Annotated in this window: 25 protein-coding genes; 14 read left to right on the top strand and 11 right to left on the bottom strand. The window is 73.4% G+C overall.

Annotation, left to right across the window (positions count from 1 at the left end; translation table 11 throughout):
* Positions 1-38: 38 nt before the first annotated feature.
* The 5 genes from V6U88_RS00985 to V6U88_RS01005 all read right to left on the bottom strand — a co-directional run bounded on the left by V6U88_RS00985 (position 39) and on the right by V6U88_RS01005 (position 4,091).
* Positions 39-740 carry a response regulator transcription factor gene (locus V6U88_RS00985; RefSeq protein WP_334449060.1) on the bottom strand — a complete coding sequence of 234 codons (702 nt, stop codon included), beginning with the start codon at positions 738-740 and terminating at the stop codon, positions 39-41.
* Between the two features lie 67 nt (positions 741-807).
* Positions 808-1,410, bottom strand: a complete 603-nt coding sequence (locus V6U88_RS00990; protein ID WP_334449061.1) for a PadR family transcriptional regulator — start codon at positions 1,408-1,410, stop codon at positions 808-810.
* Entirely contained in the window at positions 1,407-2,243 is an 837-nt protein-coding gene (locus V6U88_RS00995; protein WP_334449062.1) for a DUF4097 family beta strand repeat-containing protein, read from the bottom strand. The genes V6U88_RS00990 and V6U88_RS00995 overlap by 4 nt, the downstream gene beginning before the upstream one ends.
* Positions 2,244-2,343: 100 nt before the next feature.
* Positions 2,344-3,315, bottom strand: a complete 972-nt coding sequence (locus tag V6U88_RS01000) for a lysophospholipid acyltransferase family protein (RefSeq protein ID WP_334449064.1) — start codon at positions 3,313-3,315, stop codon at positions 2,344-2,346.
* Complete coding sequence (locus tag V6U88_RS01005) at positions 3,312-4,091, bottom strand: GNAT family N-acetyltransferase (protein ID WP_334449067.1); 780 nt, start codon at positions 4,089-4,091, stop codon at positions 3,312-3,314. Before V6U88_RS01005 ends, V6U88_RS01000 begins: the two co-directional genes overlap by 4 nt.
* A 183-nt stretch (positions 4,092-4,274) precedes the next feature.
* On the opposite strand from V6U88_RS01005, the gene V6U88_RS01010 reads away from it, so the two are divergent.
* From V6U88_RS01010 to V6U88_RS01040, 7 genes are all read left to right on the top strand, one after another.
* On the top strand, positions 4,275-4,946 hold the full coding sequence (locus V6U88_RS01010) for a hypothetical protein (protein WP_334449068.1): 672 nt from the start codon (positions 4,275-4,277) through the stop codon (positions 4,944-4,946).
* A 150-nt stretch (positions 4,947-5,096) separates the two neighbouring features.
* Positions 5,097-6,035: an ABC transporter ATP-binding protein gene (locus V6U88_RS01015; protein ID WP_334449070.1), complete on the top strand. Its 939-nt coding sequence runs from the start codon at positions 5,097-5,099 to the stop codon at positions 6,033-6,035.
* Positions 6,032-6,865, top strand: a complete 834-nt coding sequence (locus tag V6U88_RS01020; protein ID WP_334449073.1) for an ABC transporter permease — start codon at positions 6,032-6,034, stop codon at positions 6,863-6,865. The genes V6U88_RS01015 and V6U88_RS01020 overlap by 4 nt, the downstream gene beginning before the upstream one ends.
* A gap of 255 nt (positions 6,866-7,120) precedes the next feature.
* The gene (locus tag V6U88_RS01025) at positions 7,121-10,834 is read left to right on the top strand and encodes a multifunctional oxoglutarate decarboxylase/oxoglutarate dehydrogenase thiamine pyrophosphate-binding subunit/dihydrolipoyllysine-residue succinyltransferase subunit (protein WP_334449075.1); all 3,714 of its coding nucleotides are present in this window, start codon (positions 7,121-7,123) and stop codon (positions 10,832-10,834) included.
* Positions 10,835-10,923: 89 nt separating this feature from the next.
* Positions 10,924-11,103 carry a DUF6104 family protein gene (locus V6U88_RS01030; RefSeq protein ID WP_334449077.1) on the top strand — a complete coding sequence of 60 codons (180 nt, stop codon included), beginning with the start codon at positions 10,924-10,926 and terminating at the stop codon, positions 11,101-11,103.
* Between the two features lie 165 nt (positions 11,104-11,268).
* Positions 11,269-13,335 carry a phosphate acetyltransferase gene (gene pta, locus V6U88_RS01035; RefSeq protein WP_442934548.1) on the top strand — a complete coding sequence of 689 codons (2,067 nt, stop codon included), beginning with the start codon at positions 11,269-11,271 and terminating at the stop codon, positions 13,333-13,335.
* Positions 13,332-14,456 (top strand): acetate/propionate family kinase, encoded by a 1,125-nt coding sequence (locus V6U88_RS01040; protein ID WP_334449080.1) that lies wholly within the window; start codon positions 13,332-13,334, stop codon positions 14,454-14,456. The genes pta and V6U88_RS01040 overlap by 4 nt, the downstream gene beginning before the upstream one ends.
* 144 nt (positions 14,457-14,600) lie before the next feature.
* Here V6U88_RS01040 and V6U88_RS01045 read toward each other — a convergent pair whose 3' ends face one another.
* Complete coding sequence (locus V6U88_RS01045; protein WP_334449081.1) at positions 14,601-14,771, bottom strand: hypothetical protein; 171 nt, start codon at positions 14,769-14,771, stop codon at positions 14,601-14,603.
* Between the two features lie 158 nt (positions 14,772-14,929).
* On the opposite strand from V6U88_RS01045, the gene V6U88_RS01050 reads away from it, so the two are divergent.
* Positions 14,930-15,829, top strand: a complete 900-nt coding sequence (locus V6U88_RS01050; RefSeq protein WP_334449083.1) for an alpha/beta hydrolase family protein — start codon at positions 14,930-14,932, stop codon at positions 15,827-15,829.
* 59 nt (positions 15,830-15,888) lie between these two features.
* Positions 15,889-16,857 (top strand): alpha/beta hydrolase family protein, encoded by a 969-nt coding sequence (locus V6U88_RS01055; RefSeq protein WP_334449085.1) that lies wholly within the window; start codon positions 15,889-15,891, stop codon positions 16,855-16,857.
* A gap of 90 nt (positions 16,858-16,947) precedes the next feature.
* Here V6U88_RS01055 and V6U88_RS01060 read toward each other — a convergent pair whose 3' ends face one another.
* The 3 genes from V6U88_RS01060 to V6U88_RS01070 all read right to left on the bottom strand — a co-directional run bounded on the left by V6U88_RS01060 (position 16,948) and on the right by V6U88_RS01070 (position 19,700).
* Positions 16,948-17,910: a zinc-binding dehydrogenase gene (locus V6U88_RS01060; RefSeq protein WP_334449087.1), complete on the bottom strand. Its 963-nt coding sequence runs from the start codon at positions 17,908-17,910 to the stop codon at positions 16,948-16,950.
* 116 nt (positions 17,911-18,026) lie between these two features.
* Entirely contained in the window at positions 18,027-19,205 is a 1,179-nt protein-coding gene (locus V6U88_RS01065) for an NAD(P)-dependent malic enzyme (RefSeq protein ID WP_334449088.1), read from the bottom strand.
* A 141-nt stretch (positions 19,206-19,346) separates the two neighbouring features.
* Complete coding sequence (locus tag V6U88_RS01070; RefSeq protein ID WP_442934549.1) at positions 19,347-19,700, bottom strand: S24/S26 family peptidase; 354 nt, start codon at positions 19,698-19,700, stop codon at positions 19,347-19,349.
* Positions 19,701-19,781: 81 nt separating this feature from the next.
* On the opposite strand from V6U88_RS01070, the gene sodN reads away from it, so the two are divergent.
* From sodN to V6U88_RS01085, 3 genes are all read left to right on the top strand, one after another.
* Entirely contained in the window at positions 19,782-20,186 is a 405-nt protein-coding gene (gene sodN / locus V6U88_RS01075; protein ID WP_334449090.1) for a superoxide dismutase, Ni, read from the top strand.
* A gap of 65 nt (positions 20,187-20,251) precedes the next feature.
* Positions 20,252-20,707: a GNAT family N-acetyltransferase gene (locus V6U88_RS01080; protein WP_334449859.1), complete on the top strand. Its 456-nt coding sequence runs from the start codon at positions 20,252-20,254 to the stop codon at positions 20,705-20,707.
* A 32-nt stretch (positions 20,708-20,739) separates the two neighbouring features.
* A complete protein-coding gene (locus tag V6U88_RS01085; protein ID WP_334449091.1) occupies positions 20,740-21,147 on the top strand; it encodes an ATP-binding protein in 408 nt (135 codons plus the stop codon).
* Positions 21,148-21,169: 22 nt separating this feature from the next.
* Here V6U88_RS01085 and V6U88_RS01090 read toward each other — a convergent pair whose 3' ends face one another.
* Positions 21,170-21,559: a hypothetical protein gene (locus tag V6U88_RS01090; RefSeq protein WP_334449093.1), complete on the bottom strand. Its 390-nt coding sequence runs from the start codon at positions 21,557-21,559 to the stop codon at positions 21,170-21,172.
* A gap of 43 nt (positions 21,560-21,602) precedes the next feature.
* Here V6U88_RS01090 and V6U88_RS01095 point away from each other — a divergent pair, with 43 nt between their 5' ends.
* Positions 21,603-22,553 carry a diacylglycerol/lipid kinase family protein gene (locus V6U88_RS01095; protein WP_334449094.1) on the top strand — a complete coding sequence of 317 codons (951 nt, stop codon included), beginning with the start codon at positions 21,603-21,605 and terminating at the stop codon, positions 22,551-22,553.
* A gap of 445 nt (positions 22,554-22,998) precedes the next feature.
* A complete protein-coding gene (locus tag V6U88_RS01100) occupies positions 22,999-23,256 on the top strand; it encodes a WhiB family transcriptional regulator (protein WP_088960482.1) in 258 nt (85 codons plus the stop codon).
* A gap of 126 nt (positions 23,257-23,382) precedes the next feature.
* On the opposite strand, the gene V6U88_RS01105 is transcribed toward V6U88_RS01100, so the two are convergent.
* On the bottom strand, positions 23,383-24,123 hold the full coding sequence (locus V6U88_RS01105) for a sirohydrochlorin chelatase (RefSeq protein WP_334449860.1): 741 nt from the start codon (positions 24,121-24,123) through the stop codon (positions 23,383-23,385).
* Positions 24,124-24,226 lie beyond the last annotated feature (103 nt).

Consider the following 24,226-nt stretch of genomic DNA (forward strand, 5'->3'; position numbering starts at 1 on the left):
CGACCGCGGGGCTCGCAGAACCGGCTCACTCCTCGCGCTCACGCTGCCGGCTTGCGCAGCACGTAGCCCACCCCGCGCAGGGTGTGGATCAGCCGGGGCTGCGTGTTGTCCACCTTGCGGCGCAGGTAGGAGATGTAGGACTCGACGATGTTGTCGTCGCCCCGGAAGTCGTAGTTCCAGACGTGGTCGAGGATCTGCGCCTTGCTGAGCACCCGGTTGGCGTTGAGCATCAGGTAGCGCAGCAGCTTGAACTCGGTCGGCGAGAGCTGCACCCGCTGGCCGGCCCGGTGCACCTCGTGGGTCTCCTCGTCCAGTTCCAGGTCGGCGAAGGTGAGCCGGGCGGGCGCGTGCTCCCCGGTGGCCGTACGCCGCAGCACCGCGCGGATCCGGGCGGTCAGCTCCTCCAGGCTGAACGGCTTGGTGACGTAGTCGTCGCCGCCCAGGGTGAGCCCGCGGATCTTGTCGTCGGTCGCGTCCCGGGCGGTGAGGAACACCACCGGGGTACGGGTGCCACCCTCGCGGAGCATCCGGATGACCTCGAAGCCGTCCAGGTCGGGCAGCATCACGTCGAGGACCACGAGATCGGGGCGGTGGTCCTTGGCCGTGCTCAACGCCGCGCTGCCGCTGGTGGCGGTGGCCACGTCGAATCCGGCGAAGCGCAGGCTGGCGGAGAGCAGTTCGAGGATGTTGGGATCATCCTCGACGACGAGCAGTCGCGCCTCGGTCTGGGTAGCGGCCATGCTCGCCATCATCCGCGACCCGGCTGCGCCGCCGCTGGACGCTTCCTGAAAAGACCCTGTGAGCCGCTCAGCGCAGCAGCCGGCGCAGCCCGTCGAGCGCGCCGTCGAGGACCCGGATCGCGGTGCGCAGCTGGTTGTCGGAGAGCCGCTGCGCCCGGACCAGGCCGCCGACCTCCATGGTGAAGGCGGCCAGCCGCTGGTCGAACTCGGTCAGCAGCGGCGAGGCGGCGGGGGCGGGCGCCGGCGGCGGGACCGGCCGGTCCCAGCGGGTCTGCCGGGTCTGCCGGGCCGCCTCGCGCAGCTCGCGCTTGAGGTCCCGCACCGAGCCGCGCACCTCGGACTGGATCTCCCCGGCGAGGGCGGAGAGGTCCTGCACCGAGGCGGTGATGTCGGCCTCCAGGGTGCTCAGCTCGGCGGCGCGCTGCCGTAGCTCCGCCCGGCCCGCCTCGGTGATCTCGTAGACCTTGCGACCGCCGGCTGCGGTGTGGCTGACCAGCCCCTCCACCTCCAGCCGTTGCAGCCGGGGATAGATGGTGCCGGCGCTGGGGGCGTAGAGGCCGAGGAAGCGCTCCTCCAGCAGCCGGATCAGCTCGTAGCCGTGCTTCGGCCCGCCGTCGAGCAGCTTGAGCAGGTAGAGCCGGAGCCGCCCGTGACTGAACACGGCGGTCACGGCAGCTCCTCCTGGTCGTCGTCCACCGGCCGGGCGAGCAGCGCGATGCTGCCCGACGTCGCGGAGGCCCAGAGCTTACCCTCGCCGGCGCCGAGGACGCCCTCGCTGTCGCGCACCGCGGCCATCCCCCGGCTGGCCAGCACCTGGGGGAAGCCGCTGGTGATGCGCCCGGAGGCGGTGTGCAGCCGGACGGCGAGGTCGCTGTCCTCCCGGACCCGGACGGTGATGCTGCCGGAGATGGTGCTGAGCCGGATCTCGCTGCCGCGAGGGTTGTCGAAGTCGCAGGTGATCGCGCCGGAGACGGTGTGCGCGCGGACCTGGCCGGGGGCGCTGTCGGCGAGGATGACCTCGCCGGAGACGGTCTCCAGGGTGAGCTCGCCGGCCACCCCGAGCGCCTCCACCGGGCCTGAGACGATCTTCGCAGCGGTGGTGCCGCGCAGCCCCATCAGGGTGATCCGGCCGGAGGTCACGTCGGCCCGGGTCCGCCCGCGCAGCCCGGAGGCGACCACGGCGCCGTCGACCAGGTCGAGGCTGACCGGTACGTGGGCGGGGACCGCGACGGAGACGTCGACCCGGGGCCAGCGGGCCAGCGGCCCCACCCACCGGAACACCTGCGACCAGCGGAACTTCCGCTCCTGGACGATGCTGAGCCGCCCGTCGCGGTACGCGACGTGGATCGGCCGCCCCTCGCCCCCGGCCTGGGTGATGTCCACCCGGGCCGGGCCGTCGGTGGCGACCACGGTGAGCCGGCCGCTGATCAGCCGCACGTCGAGCTCGGTGACCGGGTCGTCCAGCGTGAAGCGGCGCGGTTGCTCGACCGTCCAGTCGGCCATGGCGTCCTCCCCTCGACGCGCCCGGCCGACGGCCGGCGCTCAGGAGGAGAGCCTAACGCGATACATCGCGATAGAACAAGACTGTCGCGAGTCCGGTGTGTCAGGCCGCCAGGTCCAACTCCCGTCCGCCTGCGCAGGCACCGAGCCCAACCGGCGCCGGCCCGGCAGCCGACGCCCCGCTCGCCACGACCGCCGCGAGGGGGTGCGGACCGGCCGGCAGGGCCACCGGACGGGACACGGCGGGCCGGACCGGCACCAGGTGGACCGCCGACTCGGCCGCCCGGGCCAGCGCCCGCCGGTCCGCGCCCGGTGCCGGGTGCAGCGCCGCCGCCACCCGCACGGTGACCACCAGGTCGCGGGCGGCGAGCACCCGGCGTACCGACCGCCAGAGGGTGTCGTCGCCGAGGAAGGCGGCCGCCGTGGTGGCCTCCCCGGTGGCGGCGCAGCGGTAGCCGACCCGCAGCGGCACCACCGGCGCCCCGGCGTCGATCGCCGCCTGGAACACCGCCGGCCGGAACCCCCGCCCCGGCCGGCAGTCGCCGGCGGTCGCCGTGCCGCACCAGGTCGTACCCTCCGGAAAGACCGCGACCGGGTCACCCGCCCGCAACGCCCGGGCGATCCGGGCGACCGTCGCGGGCAGCTCGCGGGGCCGGGCCCGGTCGACGAAGAGCGCACCGCCCGCGCGGGCCAGCACCCCGACCAGCGGCCAGGACCGCACCTCCCGCTTGGCCAGCATCCGGGCCGGCGCGACGGTGAGCACCGCCAGCACGTCCAGCCAGGAGACGTGGTTGGCGACCAGCAGCGCCCGCCGGCGCGGCGGCCGGCCCCGCACCTCCAGCCGGACCCCGAGGGCGCGCGCCGTCGCCCGGGCCCACGCACGGAGCGCGGTCGCCCGCGACGCGGCCGGCAGCACCGGCAGCAGCCCGGCCAGGCCGGCCCCGACCAGCAGCATCCCGAGTACGCCCAGCAGCCGCGCCGCCCGCCGGGCGACGGGTACGGCGGGCACCTGACCGGGCACCGGCAGGCAGTCCGGGCCGCAGCCGGAGCTGGGGCGCCAGAGTTCGGCGCTCACCGCTGTCCCCCGCCGAGGAAGTGCCGCAGGTAGCGCGGGTTCATCCGGTCCAGGGAGAAGAGCACGTAGAAGTCGGCCACCCCGAAGTCCGGGTCGTACGCGGGCTCCCCGGCGATCCAGGCGCCCAGCCGCAGGTAGCCGCGGAGCAGCGGCGGGACCAGCGCCTGCCCGGCGGCGCCGCCCTCGGCGGAGTCCGGCGGCACCACCCCCGGTTCGGCGAACCACGGGCGCAACGGGCGGACCCGCAGCAGCGGCGGGGCCAGGTGCCGAGCGCGCACCCGGGCCCACACCTCGGCGGCGGCCCGGCCCCCGTCGCCCACCGGAACCGAGGCGCAGCCGCCCAGCCAGCGGGAGCCGCGCAGGTGCAGGTAGCGGGTGATGCCCGCCCACATCAGGTTGATCACGGCACCCGAGCGGTGGTCGGGGTGGACGCAGGAGCGGCCGGCCTCCACCAGCACGTCGCGCAGCGGGTCCAGGGCGGTCAGGTCGAACTCGCCCTCGGCGTACCGGCGGTCGGTGCGCCCCGGCGGCAGCAGCCGGTACGTGCCGACCACCGCCCCGGTGCGCTCCTCGCGCACGATCAGGTGGTCGCAGTGGGTGTCGAGGTCGTCGACGTCCAGTCCGGCCCCGCCCAAGCGCAGGGTCGCGCCGAGCTCGGTGGCGAAGACCTCGTGGCGCAGTCGTTGCGCGGCCGCGACCTGGGTCGGGTCGTCGGCGATCAGCAGGGTGTATCCGCTGGTCGTCAGGGGTGCGCCAGCGGCGTGCAGAACGGCCATGGCACCTGTCTAGGTGGCCGGGGTTGCCGGCCGCCCCGGCGACGGGTGTCGATCCGGTGAACGCCGGCCGGCGGTCGGCTGCGACCGCCGGCCCCGGTGGGCTCCCGACAGTCCGCCGGGCCGACGTGCGAGGCTGCCCCGGCGGACCCCGGCGACGGCGCCGGGCACGACGGAGGTGCGTCGATGATCATCGAGTCCCGGTTCAACGGGCCGCCCGGTTCGGGCAACGGCGGGTGGAGCGCCGGCGTCTTCGCCGAGGCGTACGGGGGTGACCGGCCGGTCGAGGTGACGCTGCGCCGCCCGCCCCCACTGGAGACCCCGCTGACCCTGGCCGACGGCGACGTCCTCGACCCGGACGGGCAGCTCGTCGCCCAGGTGCGCCCGACCGACGACCCGCCCCCGGCGGTCGCCCCGGTGGACCCGGCCACGGCGGCGGCCGCCTCGACGGCGTACCCCGGGCTGCGGGACCACCCCTTCCCCGGCTGCTACGTCTGCGGCCCGGACCGCGCGGACGGCCTGCGGATCTTCCCCGGCCGGTTGCCGGACGGGCGGACCGCCGCGCCGTTCCGCGCGCCGGATCGGGTGGTGGCCGCGACCGTCTGGGCCGCGCTGGACTGCCCGGGCGGCTGGGCGGTCATCGCCCCGGGCCGGCCGTACGTCCTCGGCCGGGTGGCCGCGATCGTCGACGCGCTGCCCCGGCCCGGCGACGCGTGCGTGGTGACCGGCGAACTGGTCGCCGGCGAGGGGCGCAAGGCGGTCGTGCACACCAGCCTGTACGGCCCGACCGGCATGCTGCTCGGCCGGGCCCGGGCCACCTGGATCGCGCTGCCCCCGCAACCGGCGTCTCGTCCCTGAGGACGAGCCCCTCCTGCGTGAGGTGGAGCCGGGTCTACGGCCCGTGCCTGATTGACCAGCTTGCGCGCGCTTGCCAGGCTGTGCCCGGCGCTTACCGCAACGGCGCCGCACACCGTGGCGCGTGACGCGCCGCCGCACGGGAGGAGCACGATGTCCGACGGGCAGTGGAGCCCCAGCACCGGGACGGGCCAGATCGTGGTGTCCGGACTGACGAAGCACTACAAGAACGTCCGGGCGGTGGACAACCTGTCCTTCACCGTCGAACCGGGGCGGGTGACCGGCTTCCTCGGCCCGAACGGCGCCGGCAAGACCACCACGCTGCGCATGCTGCTGAACCTGGTCACCCCGACCAGCGGCACGGCCACCGTCGACGGGGTCCGCTACGCCGACCTGACCGACCCGCTGCGGCACGTCGGCGCGGTGCTGGAGGCGTCCAGCGCCCACAAGGGCCGGACCGGCCTCAACCACCTGCGGGTGATCTGCGCGGCGGCCGGACTGCCCCGGCAGCGCGCCGACGAGGCGCTGGCCCTGGTCGGCCTGACGCCGGCCGCCCGGCGCAAGTTCAAGGGCTACTCGCTGGGCATGAAGCAGCGGCTCGGCATCGCCGCCGCGATGCTCGGTGACCCCCGGGTGCTGATCCTGGACGAGCCGGCCAACGGGCTGGACCCGGAGGGCATCCGATGGATGCGCGGGTTCCTCAAGAGCCTGGCCCAGGAGGGCCGCACCGTGCTGGTCTCCAGCCACCTGCTCTCGGAGATGCAGCTGCTCGCCGACGACGTGGTGATCATCGCCGCCGGCCAACTGGTCCGGCAGGGGCCGGTGGAGCAGGTTATCGGCTCGATGGCCCAGGGCGTCCGGGTGCGGGTGCGCACCCCGCAGGCCGACGAGCTGGTCGCCGCGCTGAAGGCGCAGTCGGCCACCGTCACGCCGGACGAGCACGGCGTCCTGCTGGTGGACGGGGCGGACGCCCCGACCGTCGGCCGGGTCGCCCTGGCCGCCGGAGTGGAACTGCACGAACTCACCACGGAACGGCCCGACCTGGAAGGGGTCTTCCTGGAGCTGACGGCCGGAAAGGCGGGCATCCGATGAACCTGGTCCGATCCGAGCTGCTCAAGATCCGTACCACCAACACCTGGTGGCTGTTCGGCCTCGGCGCGCTGGTCACCCTGATCCTGGCGTTCCTGGTCAACGCGGTGAACGCGAACATCACCCTCAGCGGCCCGCAGGACGTGGAGGGCCTGCCACCGGAGCAGGCCGAGCAGGTCCTCGCCTCGGCCGACGAGGTCTTCCAGGCGGCGAACCTGTTCACCTCGGGGCAGTACTTCGGGCTGCTCTTCGTGCTGCTGCTCGGCATCATCGTGGTGACGAACGAGTTCTACCACCAGACCGCGACGACCACCTTCCTCACCACTCCGCACCGGACCGTGGTGGTCACCGCCAAGCTGGTCACCGCGGCGCTGATCGGCGCCTTCTTCTGGCTGGTCACCACGGCGCTGACCGTGCCGGCGACGCTGATCTTCTTCTCGGTGAAGGGGTGGGACGCGCACCTGGGCGACTGGGACATCACCCGGGCGATCCTGCTGAACCTGCTGGCGTACGTGCTCTGGGGCATCTTCGGCGTCGGCTTCGGCGTGTTGATCCGCAGCCAGATCGGGGCGACCATCACCGCGGTGGTGCTCTACCTGGTCGGCACGACGGCGGCGAACCTGATCTTCTTCCTGCTCCAGCAGTGGCTGGAGCAGGACTGGATCGGCAAGCTGGCGGTGATCGTGCCGTCCACCGCGTCCTCGCTGATGATCAGCGGCACCGAACTGCCGGGCAACCCGCCGCAGTGGGTGGGCGCGGCGGTCCTGATCGCGTACGCCGTGCTGACCTCGGCGGCCGGCAGCCTGATCATGCGGCGCCGCGACATCGCCTGAGCCGGACGGGCCGGCGGCCCCGGGTGGTGGCGATCACGTCACCGCCCGGGGCCGCCGGCGTTTAGCAGGAGTCGACGCGACACGCAGCGTTTGCTGAACTTCTGGCATCTTCTGTGAAACGGACCACCCGTCGGAGGCGGAAATGCCTGCGGCATTCGTACGGCGTAGCCTGGGAGCCGTCTCCCGTCCGCTCGTAACGGGCACGGGTGCCACCGCGTGACATACGAACCCGCGTGAAAGAGGCGATTACCGGCCGTGTCGACCCAGCAGACTTCGCAGGAGAACCCACTGGCGGGTTTCGGCCCCAACGAGTGGATCGTCGAGGAGATGTACCAGCGCTACCTCGCCGACCCGTCGAGCGTCGACCCGGCCTGGCACGACTTCTTCGCCGACTACCGGCCCGCTCCGGGGGCCGCTACGCCGCGCCCCGCGGAGGAGAAAACCCAGGTCAAGCCCGCCCCCGCCGAGCCGGCCGGGCAGCAGGAGGCCGCCGTGACCGTGACGCAGCCGGCCGCGCCGGCCAAGCCGGCCCCGGCCGCCAAGGCCGCGCCCGCCAAGCCGGCGCCCGCCAAGGCCGCCCCGGCCAAGCCGGCCGCCAAGGCCCCGACCGCGAGCGCCGCGGGCACCACCCCGCTGCGCGGCGTGGCCGCCAAGATCGTGCAGAACATGGACGCCTCGCTGGCCGTGCCGACCGCGACCAGCGTGCGCGCGGTCCCGGCCAAGCTGCTGGTCGACAACCGCATCGTGATCAACAACCACCTCGCCCGCGGGCGCGGCGGCAAGGTGAGCTTCACCCACCTGATCGGGTACGCGCTGGTCCGGGCGCTGGTCGAGCACCCGGAGATGAACAACTCCTTCGCCGAGGTCGACGGCAAGCCGGCGCTGGTCCGCCCGGAGCACGTCAACCTGGGCATCGCCATCGACCTGGCCAAGCCGGACGGCTCCCGCAACCTGGTGGTGCCCTCCATCAAGGCGTGCGAGCAGATGGACTTCCGGCAGTTCTGGCAGGCGTACGAGGACATCGTCCGGCGCGCCCGCCGCAACGAGCTGACCATGGAGGACCACGGCGGCACCACCATCTCGCTGACCAACCCGGGCGGCATCGGCACGGTGCACTCGATCCCCCGGCTGATGCAGGGCCAGAGCGCCATCATCGGCGTCGGCGCGATGGAGTACCCGGCGCCGTACCAGGGCATGAGCGAGGCCACCCTGGCCGAGCTGGCGGTCAGCAAGATCATCACGCTGACCAGCACGTACGACCACCGGATCATCCAGGGCGCGCAGTCCGGCGAGTTCCTCAAGGTGATGCACGAGCTGCTGCTCGGCGAGCGCGGCTTCTACGACCAGATCTTCACCTCGCTGCGCATCCCGTACGAGCCGGTGCGCTGGATGCGGGACGTCGCGGTCGACTCCGAGGGCCAGATCAACAAGACCGCGCGGGTGCACGAGCTGATCCACGCGTACCGGGTGCGCGGCCACCTGATGGCCGACACCGACCCGCTGGAGTTCAAGATCCGGAAGCACCCGGACCTGGACGTCCTCCAGCACGGGCTGACCCTGTGGGACCTCGACCGGGTCTTCCCGGTCAACGGCTTCGCCGGCCGCCAGCGGATGAAGCTGCGCGAGATCCTCGGTGTGCTGCGCGACTCGTACTGCCGCCGGGTCGGCATCGAGTACATGCACATCCAGGACCCGGAGGAGCGGCGCTGGATCCAGGAGCGGATCGAGCGCAAGTACGAGAAGCCCGCCCCGGACGAGCAAAAGCACGTGCTCAACCGGCTCAACGCCGCCGAGGCGTTCGAGACCTTCCTCCAGACCAAGTACGTCGGGCAGAAGCGTTTCTCGCTGGAGGGCGGCGAGTCGCTGATCCCGCTGCTCGGCGAGATCCTGGAGTGCTCCGCCGAGGGCGGGCTGGACGAGGTCGTCATCGGCATGGCGCACCGCGGCCGGCTCAACGTGCTGGCCAACATCGTCGGCAAGCCGTACGAGAAGATCTTCTCCGAGTTCGAGGGCCACCTGGACCCGCGCTCGACCCAGGGCTCCGGCGACGTGAAGTACCACCTGGGCCAGAACGGCAAGTTCACCACCCCGGACGGCGACCACGCGGTCAAGGTCTCGGTGGTGGCGAACCCGTCGCACCTGGAGGCCGTGGACCCGGTGCTGGAGGGCATCGTCCGGGCCAAGCAGGACCGGATCGACCTCAAGCTGGAGGGCTACACCGTGCTGCCGCTGGCGGTGCACGGTGACGCCGCCTTCGCCGGCCAGGGCGTGGTGGCCGAGACGCTCAACCTCTCCCAGCTGCGTGGCTACCGCACCGGCGGCACCGTGCACGTGGTGGTCAACAACCAGGTCGGCTTCACCACCGCCCCGGAGTACTCGCGGTCCAGCCTCTACAGCACCGACGTGGCCCGGATGATCCAGGCGCCGATCTTCCACGTCAACGGCGACGACCCCGAGGCCGTGGTCCGGGTCGCGCGACTGGCCTTCGAGTACCGGCAGGCGTTCAACAAGGACGTCGTGATCGACCTGGTCTGCTACCGCCGGCGCGGGCACAACGAGGGCGACGACCCCTCGATGTCCAACCCGGAGATGTACAAGATCATCGATTCGAAGCGCTCGGTCCGCAAGCTCTACACCGAGGAGCTGATCGGGCGGGGTGACATCACCGTGGAGGACGCGGAGGAGCTGCTGCGCGACTACCAGGGGCAGCTGGAGCGGGTCTTCAAGGCCACCCGCGACGCCGCCACCACCCCGCGCCAGCTGTCCCGGCCGCGCCGCGAGGAGGAGCCGGAGCCGCAGGTGGAGACCGCCACCGACGCCGCGGTGGTGAAGGCGATCGGCGAGGCGCACGTCAACCTCCCCGAGGGCTTCACCCCGCACAAGCGGATCCAGCAGCTGCTCGACCGGCGGGCGAAGATGTCCGTCGAGGGCAACATCGACTGGGGCTACGGCGAGATCATCGCGTTCGGCTCGCTGCTGCACGACGGGGTCACCGTCCGGCTCGCCGGCCAGGACTCCCGCCGCGGCACCTTCGTCCAGCGGCACGCCTCGGTGGTCGACGCCAAGACCGGCGACGACTACCTGCCGCTGCAGACGCTCACCGGCCACGGCGAGCGGTCCCGGTTCTTCGTGCACGACTCGCTGCTCTCCGAGTACGCCGCGATGGGCTTCGAGTACGGCTACTCGGTGGAGAACGTCAACGCGCTGGTGGCCTGGGAGGCCCAGTTCGGTGACTTCGTCAACGGCGCCCAGTCGGTGATCGACGAGTTCATCTCCTCCGGCGAGGTGAAGTGGGGCCAGCGCTCCGCGGTCACCCTGCTGCTGCCGCACGGCCACGAGGGGCAGGGCCCGGACCACACCTCCGGCCGCCCGGAGCGCTTCCTCCAACTCTGCGCCGAGGACAACATGCGGGTGGCCATCCCGACCACCCCGGCGAACTACTTCCACCTGCTGCGCCGTCAGGCCCTGTCGCCGAAGCGCAAGCCGCTGGTGGTGTTCACGCCGAAGTCGCTGCTGCGGCACAAGCTCTGCATCTCCCAGGTGGAGGACTTCACCACCGGCACCTTCCAGCCGGTGCTGGCCGACACCGCCGCCCCGGCGCCGGAGCAGGTGAAGCGGGTGCTGCTCTGCTCGGGCAAGGTCTACTACGACCTGTTCCAGGCCCGGGCCGAGCGCGGCGTCACCGACACCGCGATCATCCGGATCGAGCAGCTCTACCCGATGCCGGTCGAGGAGATCCGGGCCGCCCTGGCGCAGTACCCGAACGCCGAGGACTTCGCCTGGGTGCAGGAGGAGCCGGCCAACCAGGGCGCCTGGTCGTTCGTCGCGCTCAACCTGCTGGAGCACCTGGCCGACGTCCGGCTGCGGCGGATCTCCCGCCCGGCCGCGGCGGCCCCGGCGGTCGGCTCGGCCAAGATGCACGAGGTCGAGCAGACCGCGCTGATCGAGGCGGCCCTGCCCCGCCCGTGACCTGACCGCACCGCCGAGACCCGGGGCAGCGCCGTCCGCGTGACGGCACTGCCCCGGTCCCGTCGGCGGCCAACCACAAGGACGTACGGATGTACTTCACCGACCGTGGCATCGAGGAGCTCGTCGAGCGCCGGGCCGACGAGCAGATCAGCATCGAGTGGCTCGCCGAGCGCCTGCGCGACTTCGTCGACCTCAACCCCGAGTTCGAAACCCCCATCGAACGCCTCGCCACCTACCTGGCCCGCCTCGACGACGAAGACGACGAGTAACCGCCGTCCCCCTCCCCCGGGTGTCCACCCCGGTGATCATGAAGTTGGCCGGGTGTTTTCGCCCCTTTCACTGCCGCCAACCTCATGATCACCGGGGCGAAGGGACCGGGTGGGTGGGGCGGAGGTCCCGGGCGCGGGGGCGCGTGATCTTCTAGGGTGAAGGGCGTGGCCCGCAGCGTCTATCTGACCAGCGTGGGGTCCGGCGGGGGAAAGTCGACCATCGCCCTCGGCCTCGCGGAACTCCTCTCCCGACAGGTCGAGCGGATCGGCGCGTTCCGGCCGCTGGTCGCCGACACCGGCGCCGACCCCATCCTCGCCCTGCTCATCGACCGCTACCGGGTGGAGCTGCCGCAGCAGGAGCTGACCGGCGCCACGTACGCCGAGGCGAACGCCCTGGTCGCCGACGGGCGCCGGGAGGAGCTGATCTCCCGGATCGTCGAGCGCTACCGCGACGTCGAGCGGCGCTGCCCGGCGGTGGTCGTGGTGGGCAGCGACTTCGCCGACGGCGGCGACGGCGCGGGCCCCCGCGAGCTGGCCTTCAACGCCCGGCTGGCCACCGACTTCGGCAGCGTGGTGGTACCGGTGATCGACGGCTTCGGGCAGGAGCCGGAGTCGATCGCGGCGGCGGCGCGCGGGGCGTACCACGATCTGGAGGACCTGGGCGCGACGGTGCTGGCGGTGATCGCCAACCGGGTGCCGGGACCGATGACCCTGCCGGAGCTGCCCGTCCCCGCGTACGCCATCCCGGAGGTGCCGACCGTGTCGGCGCCGACGGTGGCCGAGGTGGCGGCGGCGCTCGGCGCCACCCTGCTCGCCGGGGACGACGCCGCGCTCGACCGCGACGTGCTCGACTACGTGGTCGGCGCCGCGCACGTGCCCACCCTGCTCGACCACCTCACCGAGGGCGCGCTGGTGATCACCCCCGGCGACCGGGCCGACCTGCTGGTCGCCGCCAGCGCCGCGCACGTCGCCGGGCAGGTCTCGGTGGCCGGGCTGGTGCTCACCCTCGGCGAACAGCCCGATCCCCGGGCGATGCGGCTGGTCGAGGGGCTCAACACCGGGCTGGCGGTGCTCTCCGTGCGCAGCGACAGCTACGACACGGTGGCCGCGTCCAGCCGGATCGAGGGCCGGCCGAGCCCGGCCAACCCGCGCAAGGTCGAGGCGGCGCTCGGCGCGTTCGAGGGCAACGTGGACACCGTCGACCTGGCCCGCCGGCTGCGGGTCAGCCGGTCCGAGCGGGTCACCCCGCTGATGTTCGAGTACGACCTGATCGACCGGGCCCGGGCCGCCCGCCGCCGGGTGGTGCTGCCCGAGGGGACCGAGGAGCGCATCCTGCGGGCGGCGGAGGTGCTGCTCCGGCGAGGCGTGGCCGACCTGACCCTGCTCGGCCGCCCCGACGAGATCGCCCGCCGGACCCGGGAGCTGGGCATCGACGTCACCGGCGCGGACGTGGTCGACCCGGTCACCAGCGACTGGCGCGACGAGTTCGCCGTCGAGTACGCGCGGCTGCGCGGCCACCGGGGGGTCACGGTCGAGCTGGCGCACGACGTCGTGGCGCAGCCCAACTACTTCGGCACCATGATGGTGGCCACCGGGCACGCCGACGGCATGGTCTCCGGGGCCACCCACACCACCGCGGCGACCATCCGCCCGGCGTTCGAGATCATCCGGACCGTGCCCGGGCTCTCGGTGGCCTCCAGCGTCTTCTTCATGCTGCTCGCCGACCGGGTGCTGGTCTACGGCGACTGCGCGGTCAACCGCGACCCGGACGCCGCCCAGCTCGCCGACATCGCCATCTCCTCGGCCGACACCACCGCCCGGTTCGGCATCGAGCCGAGGGTGGCGATGCTGTCGTACTCCACCGGCGACTCGGGCGCCGGCGCGGACGTGGAGAAGGTCGCGGCGGCCACCAAGCTGGTCCGTGAGCGCCGCCCGGAGCTGCTGGTCGAGGGCCCGATCCAGTACGACGCGGCAATCGACCCGCAGGTCGCGGCGACGAAGCTGCCGCAGAGCGAGGTGGCCGGCCGGGCGACGGTCTTCATCTTCCCGGACCTGAACACCGGCAACAACACGTACAAGGCGGTGCAACGCTCGGCGGGGGCGGTGGCGGTCGGCCCGGTCATGCAGGGGCTGCGCCGGCCGGTGAACGACCTGTCCCGGGGCGCGACCGTCGCCGACATCGTGAACACCGTGGCGATCACCGCCATCCAGGCCGCCGCGGAGGCGTCATGACCGACCGGGTGCTCGTGCTCAACTGCGGTTCCTCGTCCGTGAAGTACCGGCTGTACGACGGCGAGACCGTCCGGGACTCGGGCACGGTGGAGCGGATCGGCGAGCCGGGGGGCGGGCCGGCCGACCACGCCACCGCCGTGCGGCAGATCCTCGACCGGCTCGACCTGACCGGGCTGGGCGCGGTCGGGCACCGGGTGGTGCACGGCGGCCGGCGCTTCAGCGAACCGGTGCTGGTCGACGACGGGGTGCTCGCCGCGATCCGGGAGCTGGTGCCGCTCGCGCCGCTGCACAACCCGGCCAACCTGGCCGGCATCGAGGTGGCCCGGGAGGCGCTGCCCGACCTCCCGCAGGTCGCCGTCTTCGACACCGCCTTCCACCACACGCTGCCCGAGGCCGCCGCCACCTACGCCATCGACCGGGAGATCGCCGAGCGCTACGGCGTCCGCCGGTACGGCTTCCACGGCACCTCGCACTCGTACGTCTCCCGGCGCACGGCGGAGCTGCTGGACCGCCCGTACGAGGAGCTGCACACGATCACCCTGCACCTGGGCAACGGGGCGAGCGTCTGCGCCGTCTCCGGCGGGCGCAGCGTGGCCACCTCGATGGGCATGTCCCCGCTGGAGGGCCTGGTGATGGGCACCCGCAGCGGCGATCTGGACCCGGCGGTCATCTTCCACCTGCGCCGCGAGGGCGGGATGGGGGTGGACGAGATCGACGACCTGCTCAACCACCGCAGCGGGCTGCTCGGTCTCACCGGTGTCAACGACATGCGCGAGGTACTGGCCCGGCGGGCCGCCGGGGATCCGGCCGCCGCGCTGGCCTTCGACGTCTACTGCCGGCGGATCACCGGGTACGTCGGGGCGTACTACGCGCTGCTCGGCCGGGTGGACGCGGTCACCTTCACCGCCGGGGTGGGCGAGCACGCCGCCGAGGTCCGGGCCGCGGCGCTGGCCGGGCTGGACCGGCTCGGCATCGCCGTGGACCCGGCGCGCAATGCGGGCGGCGGCGGCGACCGGGTGATCTCACCCGACGGGGCCGAGGTCAGCGTCTGCGTGGTCGGCACCGACGAGGAGCGGGAGATCGCCCGGGAGACCCGGGCGGTGGCCGCGGCCGCCGGCTGAGGGGAACCGGACCGGTCCGCGACCCACTACGAAGCTGATGACGGGAACGACTCACCGGGTTGCCCCGCCGGGTGAGTCGTCTGCGTCATCAGGTTTGTAGCGGGTCGCGGTCAGATCGGGTCCCGACCCGACGCGCCGAGGCGATCAGCCCAGGGCCAGCCAGGCGGCGACGGTGACCAGCAGCACCGCGACGACCGCCGTGGCGACGATCAGCGGCAGCCGGGACGCCGCCTCTACGGACGCGGCGGGCTCCGCGTGGGCGAAGGCGCGGAACTGCTCGGTGTTGCCGCTGGGGTCCAGGTACTCGTCAGACATGCCGGAGACCCTAGCGAAACCCGGCACCCCGCACGGCCCCGCCGAACCCAGGGTGAGGCCTCCGATCCGAGCGGTGGACCGGAACCGGCCGGGCGGCGGGCGGCACCCGGTCCGGACGGCGGGGCCGGGATGGGCCGCCGGGCACCTACGGTGGAGGGATGGGGGTGCAGCGGCCGGTCGCCGCGCTGCTGACGGCGCTGCTGACGGCGCTGCTGGCCGGTTGCGGCCCGGCCATCGCCGCCGTCGGTGGGCCGCCGCCGGCCGGGCACGCCCCGGACCGGCTGCACCCGGTGGCGGTACGCACCCTCACCATCGACCCGACCGGGCCCCGCCCCCTGCCGGTGACGCTCTGGTACCCGAGCGAGGGCGGGCGGGTCGCCCCGGGACGGTTCCCGGTGGTGGTCTACAGCCACGGCCTGCACAGCCTGCCCGAGCTGCACACCGGGCTGACCACCCGCTGGGCGGCGGCGGGTTTCGTGGTGGCCGCGCCGACGTACCCGCACACCAACCTGCGGGCGCGGCAGTTCACCCGGGCCGACGTCCGGCACCAGCCGGCGGACGGCTGGCGGCTGGTGCGGCACCTCGTCCGCCTCGACACCCGGCGGGGGGACCCGCTGGCCGGGCACCTGGACGTCGCCCGGGTCGCCGCCGCCGGCCACTCGGCGGGCGGCTTCACCACCGCCGGCATGTTCACCTCGGGACGCTCGGCCCGGCTCCGCTCCGGGATCGTGATCGCCGGCGGCGGGCTGGCCGGGAGCTTCGCCGGGCCGCCCGCTCCCCTGCTCTTCGTGCACGGCACCGCCGACCCGGTCGTGCCGCTGGGCGTCGCTCGGGCCGCGTACGACCGAGCCGGCCCGCCGGCGGCCTTCCTGAGCGTGCTCGGGCAGGGGCACGGCGAGTACCTGACCCCGGGCCGCCCGGGCTTCGACCAGGTCCTCGCCACCACCACGGACTTCCTCCGCTGGACCCTCTACGACGACCGGGAGGCCGCCCGGCGGCTGCCGGCCGACGCCGTCGGCCCCGGCGTCACCGCCCTCCACGACCGCCTGCACCCGTGACGGTCACACTGCGTCCAACAGTGGTCGGTCACCCCGGTGACCCAGGCACAATCGGGTTCATGTCCCGTCGCCCCACCCCCGCCCTGCTCGCCGCCGCGCTGCTCTCCGTCGGTCTGGCCGGCTGCTCGGCGGCTCCCGCCCCGACCGCCCGGCCGGTCGCCCCGGCGGAGCCGCCGAAGGCCGCCACCCCGAGCCCGCGGGTGCCCGCCGGCACCGCGCCGACGGAGACCTTCGCCGTCGGCGTACGGCAGCTGAAGCTGAACCGCGACGGCGCCCGCCCGCTGCCCGTGACCCTCTGGTACCCGGCCCGGGGCGAGGCCGGCGGCCCGGCGCAGCGGGGGGCGAGCGTGGCGGACGGACGGTTCCCGGTGGTGATGTTCAGCCACGGCCTCAACGGCCGGCCGAACGACTACGCGGAGCTGCTCACCCGCTGGGCGACGGCCGGGTTCGTGGTGGCCGCGCCCACCTTCCCGCACACCAGCCGGGGCGCCGACGGCAACGTGCTCGACGTGCTCAACCAGCCCGCCGACGTCTCGTACGCGCTGGACAAGGTGCTCGCGCTGGACGGGACGGCCGGCGACCCGCTGCGCGGCCGGCTGGCCGCCGACCGGGTGGCCGCGGCCGGGCACTCGGCCGGCGGGGTGACCACCATCGGCCTGTTCACCGCGGGCCGGGACGAGCGGCTGGACGCCGGGGTGGTCTTCGCCGGCACCGCGCTCGGGGTCGGCACCGCCTTCGCCGGGGCCGCCGCGCCGCAGCTCTTCGTGCACGGCGAGGCCGACGAGGTGATCGACTACGCCGCCGGCAAGGCGGTGTACGACGCGGTCCCCTGGCCGAAGGCGATGCTGAGCCTGCCGAAGGGGGACCACGGCCGCGCCCTGCTCACCGACGGCGCGGCGCTGCGGGTGGTCGCCGACACCACGTCGGAGTTCCTCCGCTGGACCCTCTACGGCGACCCGACCGCCCGGGACCGTCTCCCCACCGACGCCGCCCGCGGCAACCTCGCCACCCTCGACAACCGCCTCTGACGGGCGCACGCACGGAGAAAGAGTGGCCATCCGACGCGGAATGGCCACTCTTTCCGGAAAGTGCCGGGACCTTGGGGTGAGGGGTGGGGGTCAGGCGGTGTGGTCGAGGACGACCTTGCCGAAGACCTCGCCGGAGTGCAGGCGGGCGAAGGCGTCCTCCACCTTGCTGAACGGCACCACGCTGTCCACCACCGGGCGCACCTCGTGCTCGGCGCAGAAGGCCAGCAGGTCGGTCAGCTCGTCCGGGGTGCCCATGGAGGTGCCGAGGATCTCCAACTGCATGGCGAAGACGCGACGCAGGTTGATCTTCGGCTCGTGCCCGGCGGTGGCCCCGGAGACCACGATCCGGGCCAGCGGGGCGGCGGACTTCAACGAGTGGTCGAAGGTGGCCGCGCCGACCGTCTCGATCACCACGTCGACCCGCTCGGGCAGGCGCGCGCCGGGTTCCAGCGCGGTCGCCCCGAGGGCGGCGATCCGCTCCCGCTTGCCGGCGTCGCGGCTGGTCGCGTACACCCGCTTGCCGAGCGCCACGGCGAGCGCGACGGCGGCGGTCGCCACGCCGCCACCCGCGCCCTGGACCAGCACCGAATCGCCGTCGTCGATCCGGCCCTTGGTGGTCAGCATCCGCCACGCGGTCAGCCAGGCCGTGGGCAGGCAGGCCGCGTCCGTCGCCGACAGGCCCGCCGGCAGCGGGATCAGGTTCACCCGGGGTACGGCCACCCGCTCGGCGAAAGTGCCGGGGAAGTGCTCGGAGAGGATGGAGACGCCGCGCGGGTCACCGGCGGTGGGCACCACCGGGTAGATGACCACCTCGTTGCCGTCCGGGTCGGTGCCGACCGCGTCGCAGCCCAGGATCATCGGCAGCTGGTCGCGAGTCAGTCCCACCCCGCGCAGGGACCACAGGTCGTGATGGTTGAGCGAGCTGGCCCGCACCTGCACGGTCACCCAGTCGTCGTACGGGTGGACCGGCTCGGGACGGTCGCCGACGGTCAGCGCGGCGAGCGGGTTGTCGGTGTCGAAGCTCGAGGCATAGGCGGCACGCATGGTCGGCACCGTAACAAGCAGAGCCGCCCTCGACACAGCGCCCACAGCCGTAACCTGCGCCGCACGGCGGCGAAAGGGTGGCCGCCCGACGCCGGGCGGCCACCCTTTCCGAGGAACTGCGGGGGTCAGGCGCGGGCGACGCCGTCGCGCCGGGCCGCCTCGGCGACCGCCGCCGCCACCGCCGGAGCCACCCGGGGGTCGAGCGGGGAGGGCACGATCGCGTCGGCGGTGAGCGACCCGGCCACCACCCCCGCGATCGCGTCCGCCGCGGCCACCTTCATCCCGTCGGTGATCCGGGTGGCCCGGGCGTCCAGCGCGCCCCGGAACACGCCGGGGAAGGCCAGCACGTTGTTGATCTGGTTGGGGTAGTCGCTGCGCCCGGTCGCCACCACCGCGACGTGCCGGGCGGCCACCTCGGGGTGCACCTCGGGGTTGGGGTTGGCCAGCGCGAAGACGATGCCGCCGGGCGCCATCCCGGCGATGGCCGCCTCGGGGATCTGCCCGCCGGAGACGCCGACCAGGACGTCCGCGCCGCGCAGCGCCTCGGTGATGTCGCCGTGGCGGCCCTCGGCGTTGGTGGACTCGGCCAGCTCGGCCTTGGTGCCGGTCAGCCCGTCGCGGTGCCGGCCGATGATGCCCTTGGAGTCGCAGACCACCACCTGGTCGGCGTTCACTCCCCCGGCGACCAGCATCTTCGTCACCGCCACCCCGGCCGCGCCGGCGCCACTGACGGCCACCCGAAGGTCGCCGAGCTTGCGGTTGAGCAGCGTCGCCGCGTTGCGCAGCGCGGCCAGCACCACGATGGCGGTGCCGTGCTGGTCGTCGTGGAAGACCGGGATCGCCAGCGCCTCGTCCAGCCGGCGTTCCACCTCGAAGCAGCGGGGGGCGCTGATGTCCTCCAGGTTGATCCCGCCGAACGAGGGGGCGAGGGCGGTCACCGTCGCCACGATCTCGTCCACGTCCTGGGTGTCCAGGCAGATCGGTACCGCGTCCACGCCGGCGAACTGCTTGAACAGCACCGCCTTGCCCTCCATCACCGGCAGCGCGGCGCGCGGGCCGATGTTGCCGAGGCCGAGTACGGCGGAGCCGTCGGTGACCACGGCGACGGTGTGCGACACCCACGTGTAGTCGTCGGCCAGGGCCGGGTCGGCGGCGATCGCCTCGCACACCCGGGCGACGCCGGGGGTGTAGGCGAGGGAGAGGTCCTCCCGGCTGGTCAGCGGGACCGTCGAGGTGACGGCCATCTTGCCGCCGACGTGCAACCGGAAGACGGGATCAGCGGGATCCACGGTGGACGCAGACATGGTGACTCCAGGATCTGTCGAGCAGACGGAGCGGCCGGCGCGGGCGCGAGGTGAGGCGCCTGGCGGCGGCACGCGGTGCGGGGGGTCACCCGGGCACTTTCCGAGCATAGTCACGGGACGGGTGCGCCGATGTGAGCAGGGTCATAACGGCGCGCGGGGCAGTCGCCCGGGGCGGGGCCAGTAGCGGTACACCACCCGGCCGAGCACGTCGGCCACGCCGTGCGCCCGGGAGTCGTCGGTGACGAGTCCGTTGTCGCCGCGTACCCACCAGCCGCCGTCCTGCGGGCGGACCGCGCGCTTGACCACCAGCAGCTCCGGCCGGGTCCGGAAGACCGCGACCACGACGTCGCCCGGCCGGACCGGCCGGCCACCGCGACGCACCAGTACGGCGTCCCCGTGCCGCAGCGTCGGCGCCATGGACGGGCCGGTCACCCCGACGGCCGTGAGCCGACGGGGCAGCCGTGCCGGCGGGCCCGCCCCCTCGACCGTCACCACGTTTCCCCTCCGCCCCTGTCGGGGACCTCCCCAGGAGTAATGTCGGCTTGGATCATCGCAAACATCCCGTGGAGGACTCTGATGCGACTTCCCCGCATCCTTTCGCCCCGTCTGACCGCCAGCGCCCACTGCGACCTGCCGTGCGGCGTCTACGACCCGGCCCAGGCCCGGATCGAGGCCGAGTCGGTCAAAATGATCTGCGAGAAGTACCAGTCGAACACCGACCCGGAGTTCCGCACCCGGGCCATCCTCATCAAGGAGCAGCGGGCCGACCTCGTGAAGCACCACCTGTGGGTGCTCTGGACCGACTACTTCAAGCCGGCCCACTTCGAGAAGTACCCGCACCTGCACCAGCTCTTCAACGAGGCCACCAAGATGGCGGGTGCGGCCGGCGCCAAGGGCGCGACCGACCCGAGCAAGGCCGACGAGCTGCTGCAGAAGATCGACGAGATCTCGAAGATCTTCTGGGAGACCAAGAAGGCGTGACCCTGGCCTCCCCGGCACCGACGATCCGGCCGGCGCGTCCCGAGGACGTGCCGGCCGTCGTCGCGATGGTGCACGAACTCGCCGACTACGAGCGCGCCGCCGACCAGTGCCGGCTCACCCCGGAGCAGCTCGACGCCGCCCTGTTCGCGACCGCGCCGGCGTTGTTCGGGCACGTCGCGGTGGACGACCGGGACGAGCCGGTGGGGTTCGCGCTCTGGTTCCTCAACTTCTCCACCTGGGCCGGCGTGCACGGCGTCTACCTGGAGGACCTGTACGTCCGCCCCGACCACCGGGGCACCGGCGCCGGCCGCCTGCTGCTCGCCGCGCTCGCCGCGATCTGCGTGGAGCGCGGCTACGAGCGGCTGGAGTGGTGGATGATCAACTGGAATCCGGCGGCCCGCTTCTACGCCTCCATCGGGGCGGTGCAGCTGGACGAGTGGGTGCCGTACCGGCTCAGCGGGCCGGCGCTGCACGGGCTGGCCGCGCAGTCGACCACGGCCCCCACCCGGCCGGACGCCTGAGGGGGTAGAGTCCCCGACCGGGGGGATGAGGCGTGACTCAACTGACCGGCCAGCCGACGACCGACGACGACGTCGTGCACCTCACCGTGCCCGCCGACGGCGGTTACCTCGGTGTGCTGCGCACCGCCACGGCGGGGCTCGCGGCCCGCCTCCAGTTCGCCCTCGACGAGATCGAGGACCTGCGCATCGCCGTCGACGAGGCCTGCGCCATGCTCCTCGCCATCGCGACCCGCGACGCCGAACTGGAGTGCCGATTCTCGGTCACCGAGGACGCGCTCACCGTCGAGGTGACCGTGCCGACCGTGCGGGGCGCCACGCTGCCGTCGGAGTCCTCGTTCGCCTGGAAGGTGCTCACCGCGCTGACCACGGCCGCCTCGGCCGAGGCGGCCGACGGCCGGGCCACCATCTCGCTGCTGACCCGCCGCTCCTCCGGCTACTGAGCCGCGGGGCCGCCTCCGGCGGTCACCGGAACCCGAGGGCCCGCGTGGTGGGCGGGCTGACCAGCAGCGCGCAGACACCGACACCGAGCGCCATCAGCGGTACGCCGAGCCACCCCATGCCGCCGGAGATCATGAACCAGCCGACCGGCAGCAGCATCAGCTGAAGCACCATCGCGGGCGCCCGGGCACCCGCCCGCCGACGGGCCAGCGCCGCGCCGAGGGCCCAGAGGGCGGCGGCACCGGCGACCGCGAACCCGGTCACGAAGAGTGCCGACACCAGATCCGTCTTGGCGGCGGTCAGGTCGGCCCAGATCAGCCAGGCGGCGAGCAGCGCCAGCGCGACCGCCTCGCCGCGCAGCAGCCGTACCGCCCAGCGGAGGGTGTCGGGTACCGGGTCGGAGTCGATGGTCACGCGCGCCACGATACTCGTGGCGGATCGCGGTACAGTGCCGCCCATGCGGGCCGTCCTGGTGGTCAATCCGAAGGCCACCACCACCAGCGAGCGCAGCCGGGACGTGCTGGTCCGGGCGCTGCGCAGCGAAGTAGACCTGTCGGTGCGGTACACCCGGCGACGGGGTCACGCCATGGACATCGCCAAGGAGGCGGCCGCCGAGGGGGTCGACGTCGTCGTCACCCTGGGTGGCGACGGGACGGTCAACGAGGTGGTGAACGGCCTGATGGCTGCCGCGCCGGCGGCCACCCGTCCCGGCCGTACGTCCGCCGAGCGACTGCCCGCGCTGGCCACCGTGCCGGGCGGTTCGACGAACGTCTTCGCCCGCGCCCTGGGGCTCCCCCGGGAGTGGCCCGAGGGCACCAGCATGATCCTGGAGGGGCTGCGGCTGGGCCGCTCGCGGACGATCGGGCTGGGCCGGGCCGACGACCGCTACTTCACCTTCTGCGCCGGCTTCGGGGTGGACGCCGCGGTGATCCACCGGGTGGAGCAGGCCCGCCGGCGCGGCCGGGTCTCCACACCGGCGCTCTACTTCCGCTCCACGCTCAGCCAGTACTTCCTCGGCTCGGACCGGCGGCACCCGGCGATCAGCCTGGAGCGCCCCGGTGAGGTGGCCGAGGGAGAGCTGGCCACGGTCATCATCCAGAACTGCTCCCCGTGGACGTACCTGGGCGACCGGGAGATCAACCCGAACCCGGAGGCGTCGTTCGACCTGGGGCTGGACGTGCTGGCCCTGCGCCAACTCCGGGTCGCCAGCACCACACGCACAGTGACGCAGTTCCTGTCCCGACACCCCGATCCGCGGGGCAAGCAGGTGCTCCGGCTGCACGACGTGGCCGAGTTCACGCTGATCAGCGCCCGCCCGCAGGCGTTCCAGCTCGATGGCGACTACCTTGGCGAACGGGAGAAAGTCAGATTCACATCCGTTCCCGACGCACTGAGAGTAATCTGCTAGGTCTCGGGTAACGCCCTAGGTCGGCGGGTCGTTACACCGCACGACGCGGTGGCCGCCGCCACGAGAAGGGGTGGTGCCGGAAATGTCAGCAATGTCACGCGCAGTGTACTATATTGATCCTCGACTGTGGTACGCCGGGTAACCAGGGACGCCTGAAATCCGGACAAAAGTGTCGTGAGCTTGCTCACCGTACGGAGTTTTTCCTCGCGTCACCCTTGACATCGACGGCGTTCGTGAAAGTATTCACAAGCGAACTTGAGTTACCGGGACATTGCCTGGATATGCTCGTCAGGTTGAGCTGTTCCAGCAGGTCCAGGGGCTGAACAAACCTGCTCACGCACTGCCGAATAGTCGGACGCGAACCGTCACGACCGGCACTGCGGACGCATATAGAAAAAGCACCAGCGTTATCTGCCACCCATCCAGAATGAGGAGTGTTGCCGCCATGGACTGGCGCCACGATGCCGTCTGCCGCGACGAGGACCCGGAGCTGTTCTTCCCGATCGGGACGTCCGGTCCGGCCCTCCTGCAGGTGGAGCAGGCCAAGGCCGTCTGCCGGCGCTGCCCGGTGACCGACCACTGCCTGCAGTGGGCGCTGGAGTCCGGTCAGGACGCCGGCGTCTGGGGCGGGATGAGCGAGGAGGAGCGCCGCGCGGTGAAGCGCCGCGGCGGCATCCGGGTGCTGCGCGCTCACTCTGCCTGACCCACCACATAGTCGTACGCCCCGGCCGGGTCCACCGGCCGGGGCGTTCTGCTGTCCGGACGCCGCACGGCTGCTCCGGTACCCGCCGGGGCACCGATTCGATCATCACCGGCACCGTGAGCCCGGTCACCACCGCCGCACCGCGTCGACCCGCCGCAGCACCAGCTCGGCCAGTTCGGGCGCATCGGTCAGCGGCGCGCTGACCGCCACCGCGCCGGCCTCGCCGGCGGCCCGCACCACCGCGTCGTGGAAGAGCCCCGGCGCCAGGAAGTACGCCGCCACGGCCACCCGTCGGGCACCGGCCGCGCGCAGCCGGGCCACCGCGACGTCCACCGTCGGCGGCGCCGCCGAGGCGTACGAGACGGTGCAGGGCACCCGCAGGTCGGCGGCGAGCGCCGCGGCGACCCGGCCCACCGAACCGCGCGCCCGGGCGTCCCTGGTGCCGGCCGCCGCCAGCACCAGGGCGTCGAAGCCACCCGGCGTCGCGTCCGCCAGCCGGCGCCGCAGCCCGGCCAGCAGCCGGGCGTCGACCGTGCCGTCGGCGGGGCCGAGCACGTCGGTGACGCGTACCCCCAGCTCCGTCGCCGTCTCGCGGGCCGCCGCCACCGCCGTCGGGACGTCCACCCGCCGGTGGTAGGCGGCGGTGAGCAGCAGCGGCACCAGCACCGCCCGGGTGTGCCCCGCCGCCGCCAACGTGCGCAGCACCGCCGTCGGGTCCGGTGCGGTGTGATCCAGCCAGCTCGGCAGGACCGCCGTCCCGGGCCGGGCCGCCTCGACCGCCCGGGCCAGGGCCCGGGTCGCCTCGGCCGCCCGGGGATCACGGCTGCCGTGCGCCACCAGCACCACCGGCGGCACGCCACCCGGCACCGGCCCGGGCCGACTCGCCGCCGCCCACCCGGGGCGGCCGTCGACCGGCGCGGCCGGTCCGGCGGCCCCCGGCGCGGTCTCCCCCGCGCCGGGAGCCGGCCCG

The organism is Micromonospora sp. CPCC 205739, from assembly GCF_036906795.1.
Classification (GTDB): domain Bacteria; phylum Actinomycetota; class Actinomycetes; order Mycobacteriales; family Micromonosporaceae; genus Micromonospora.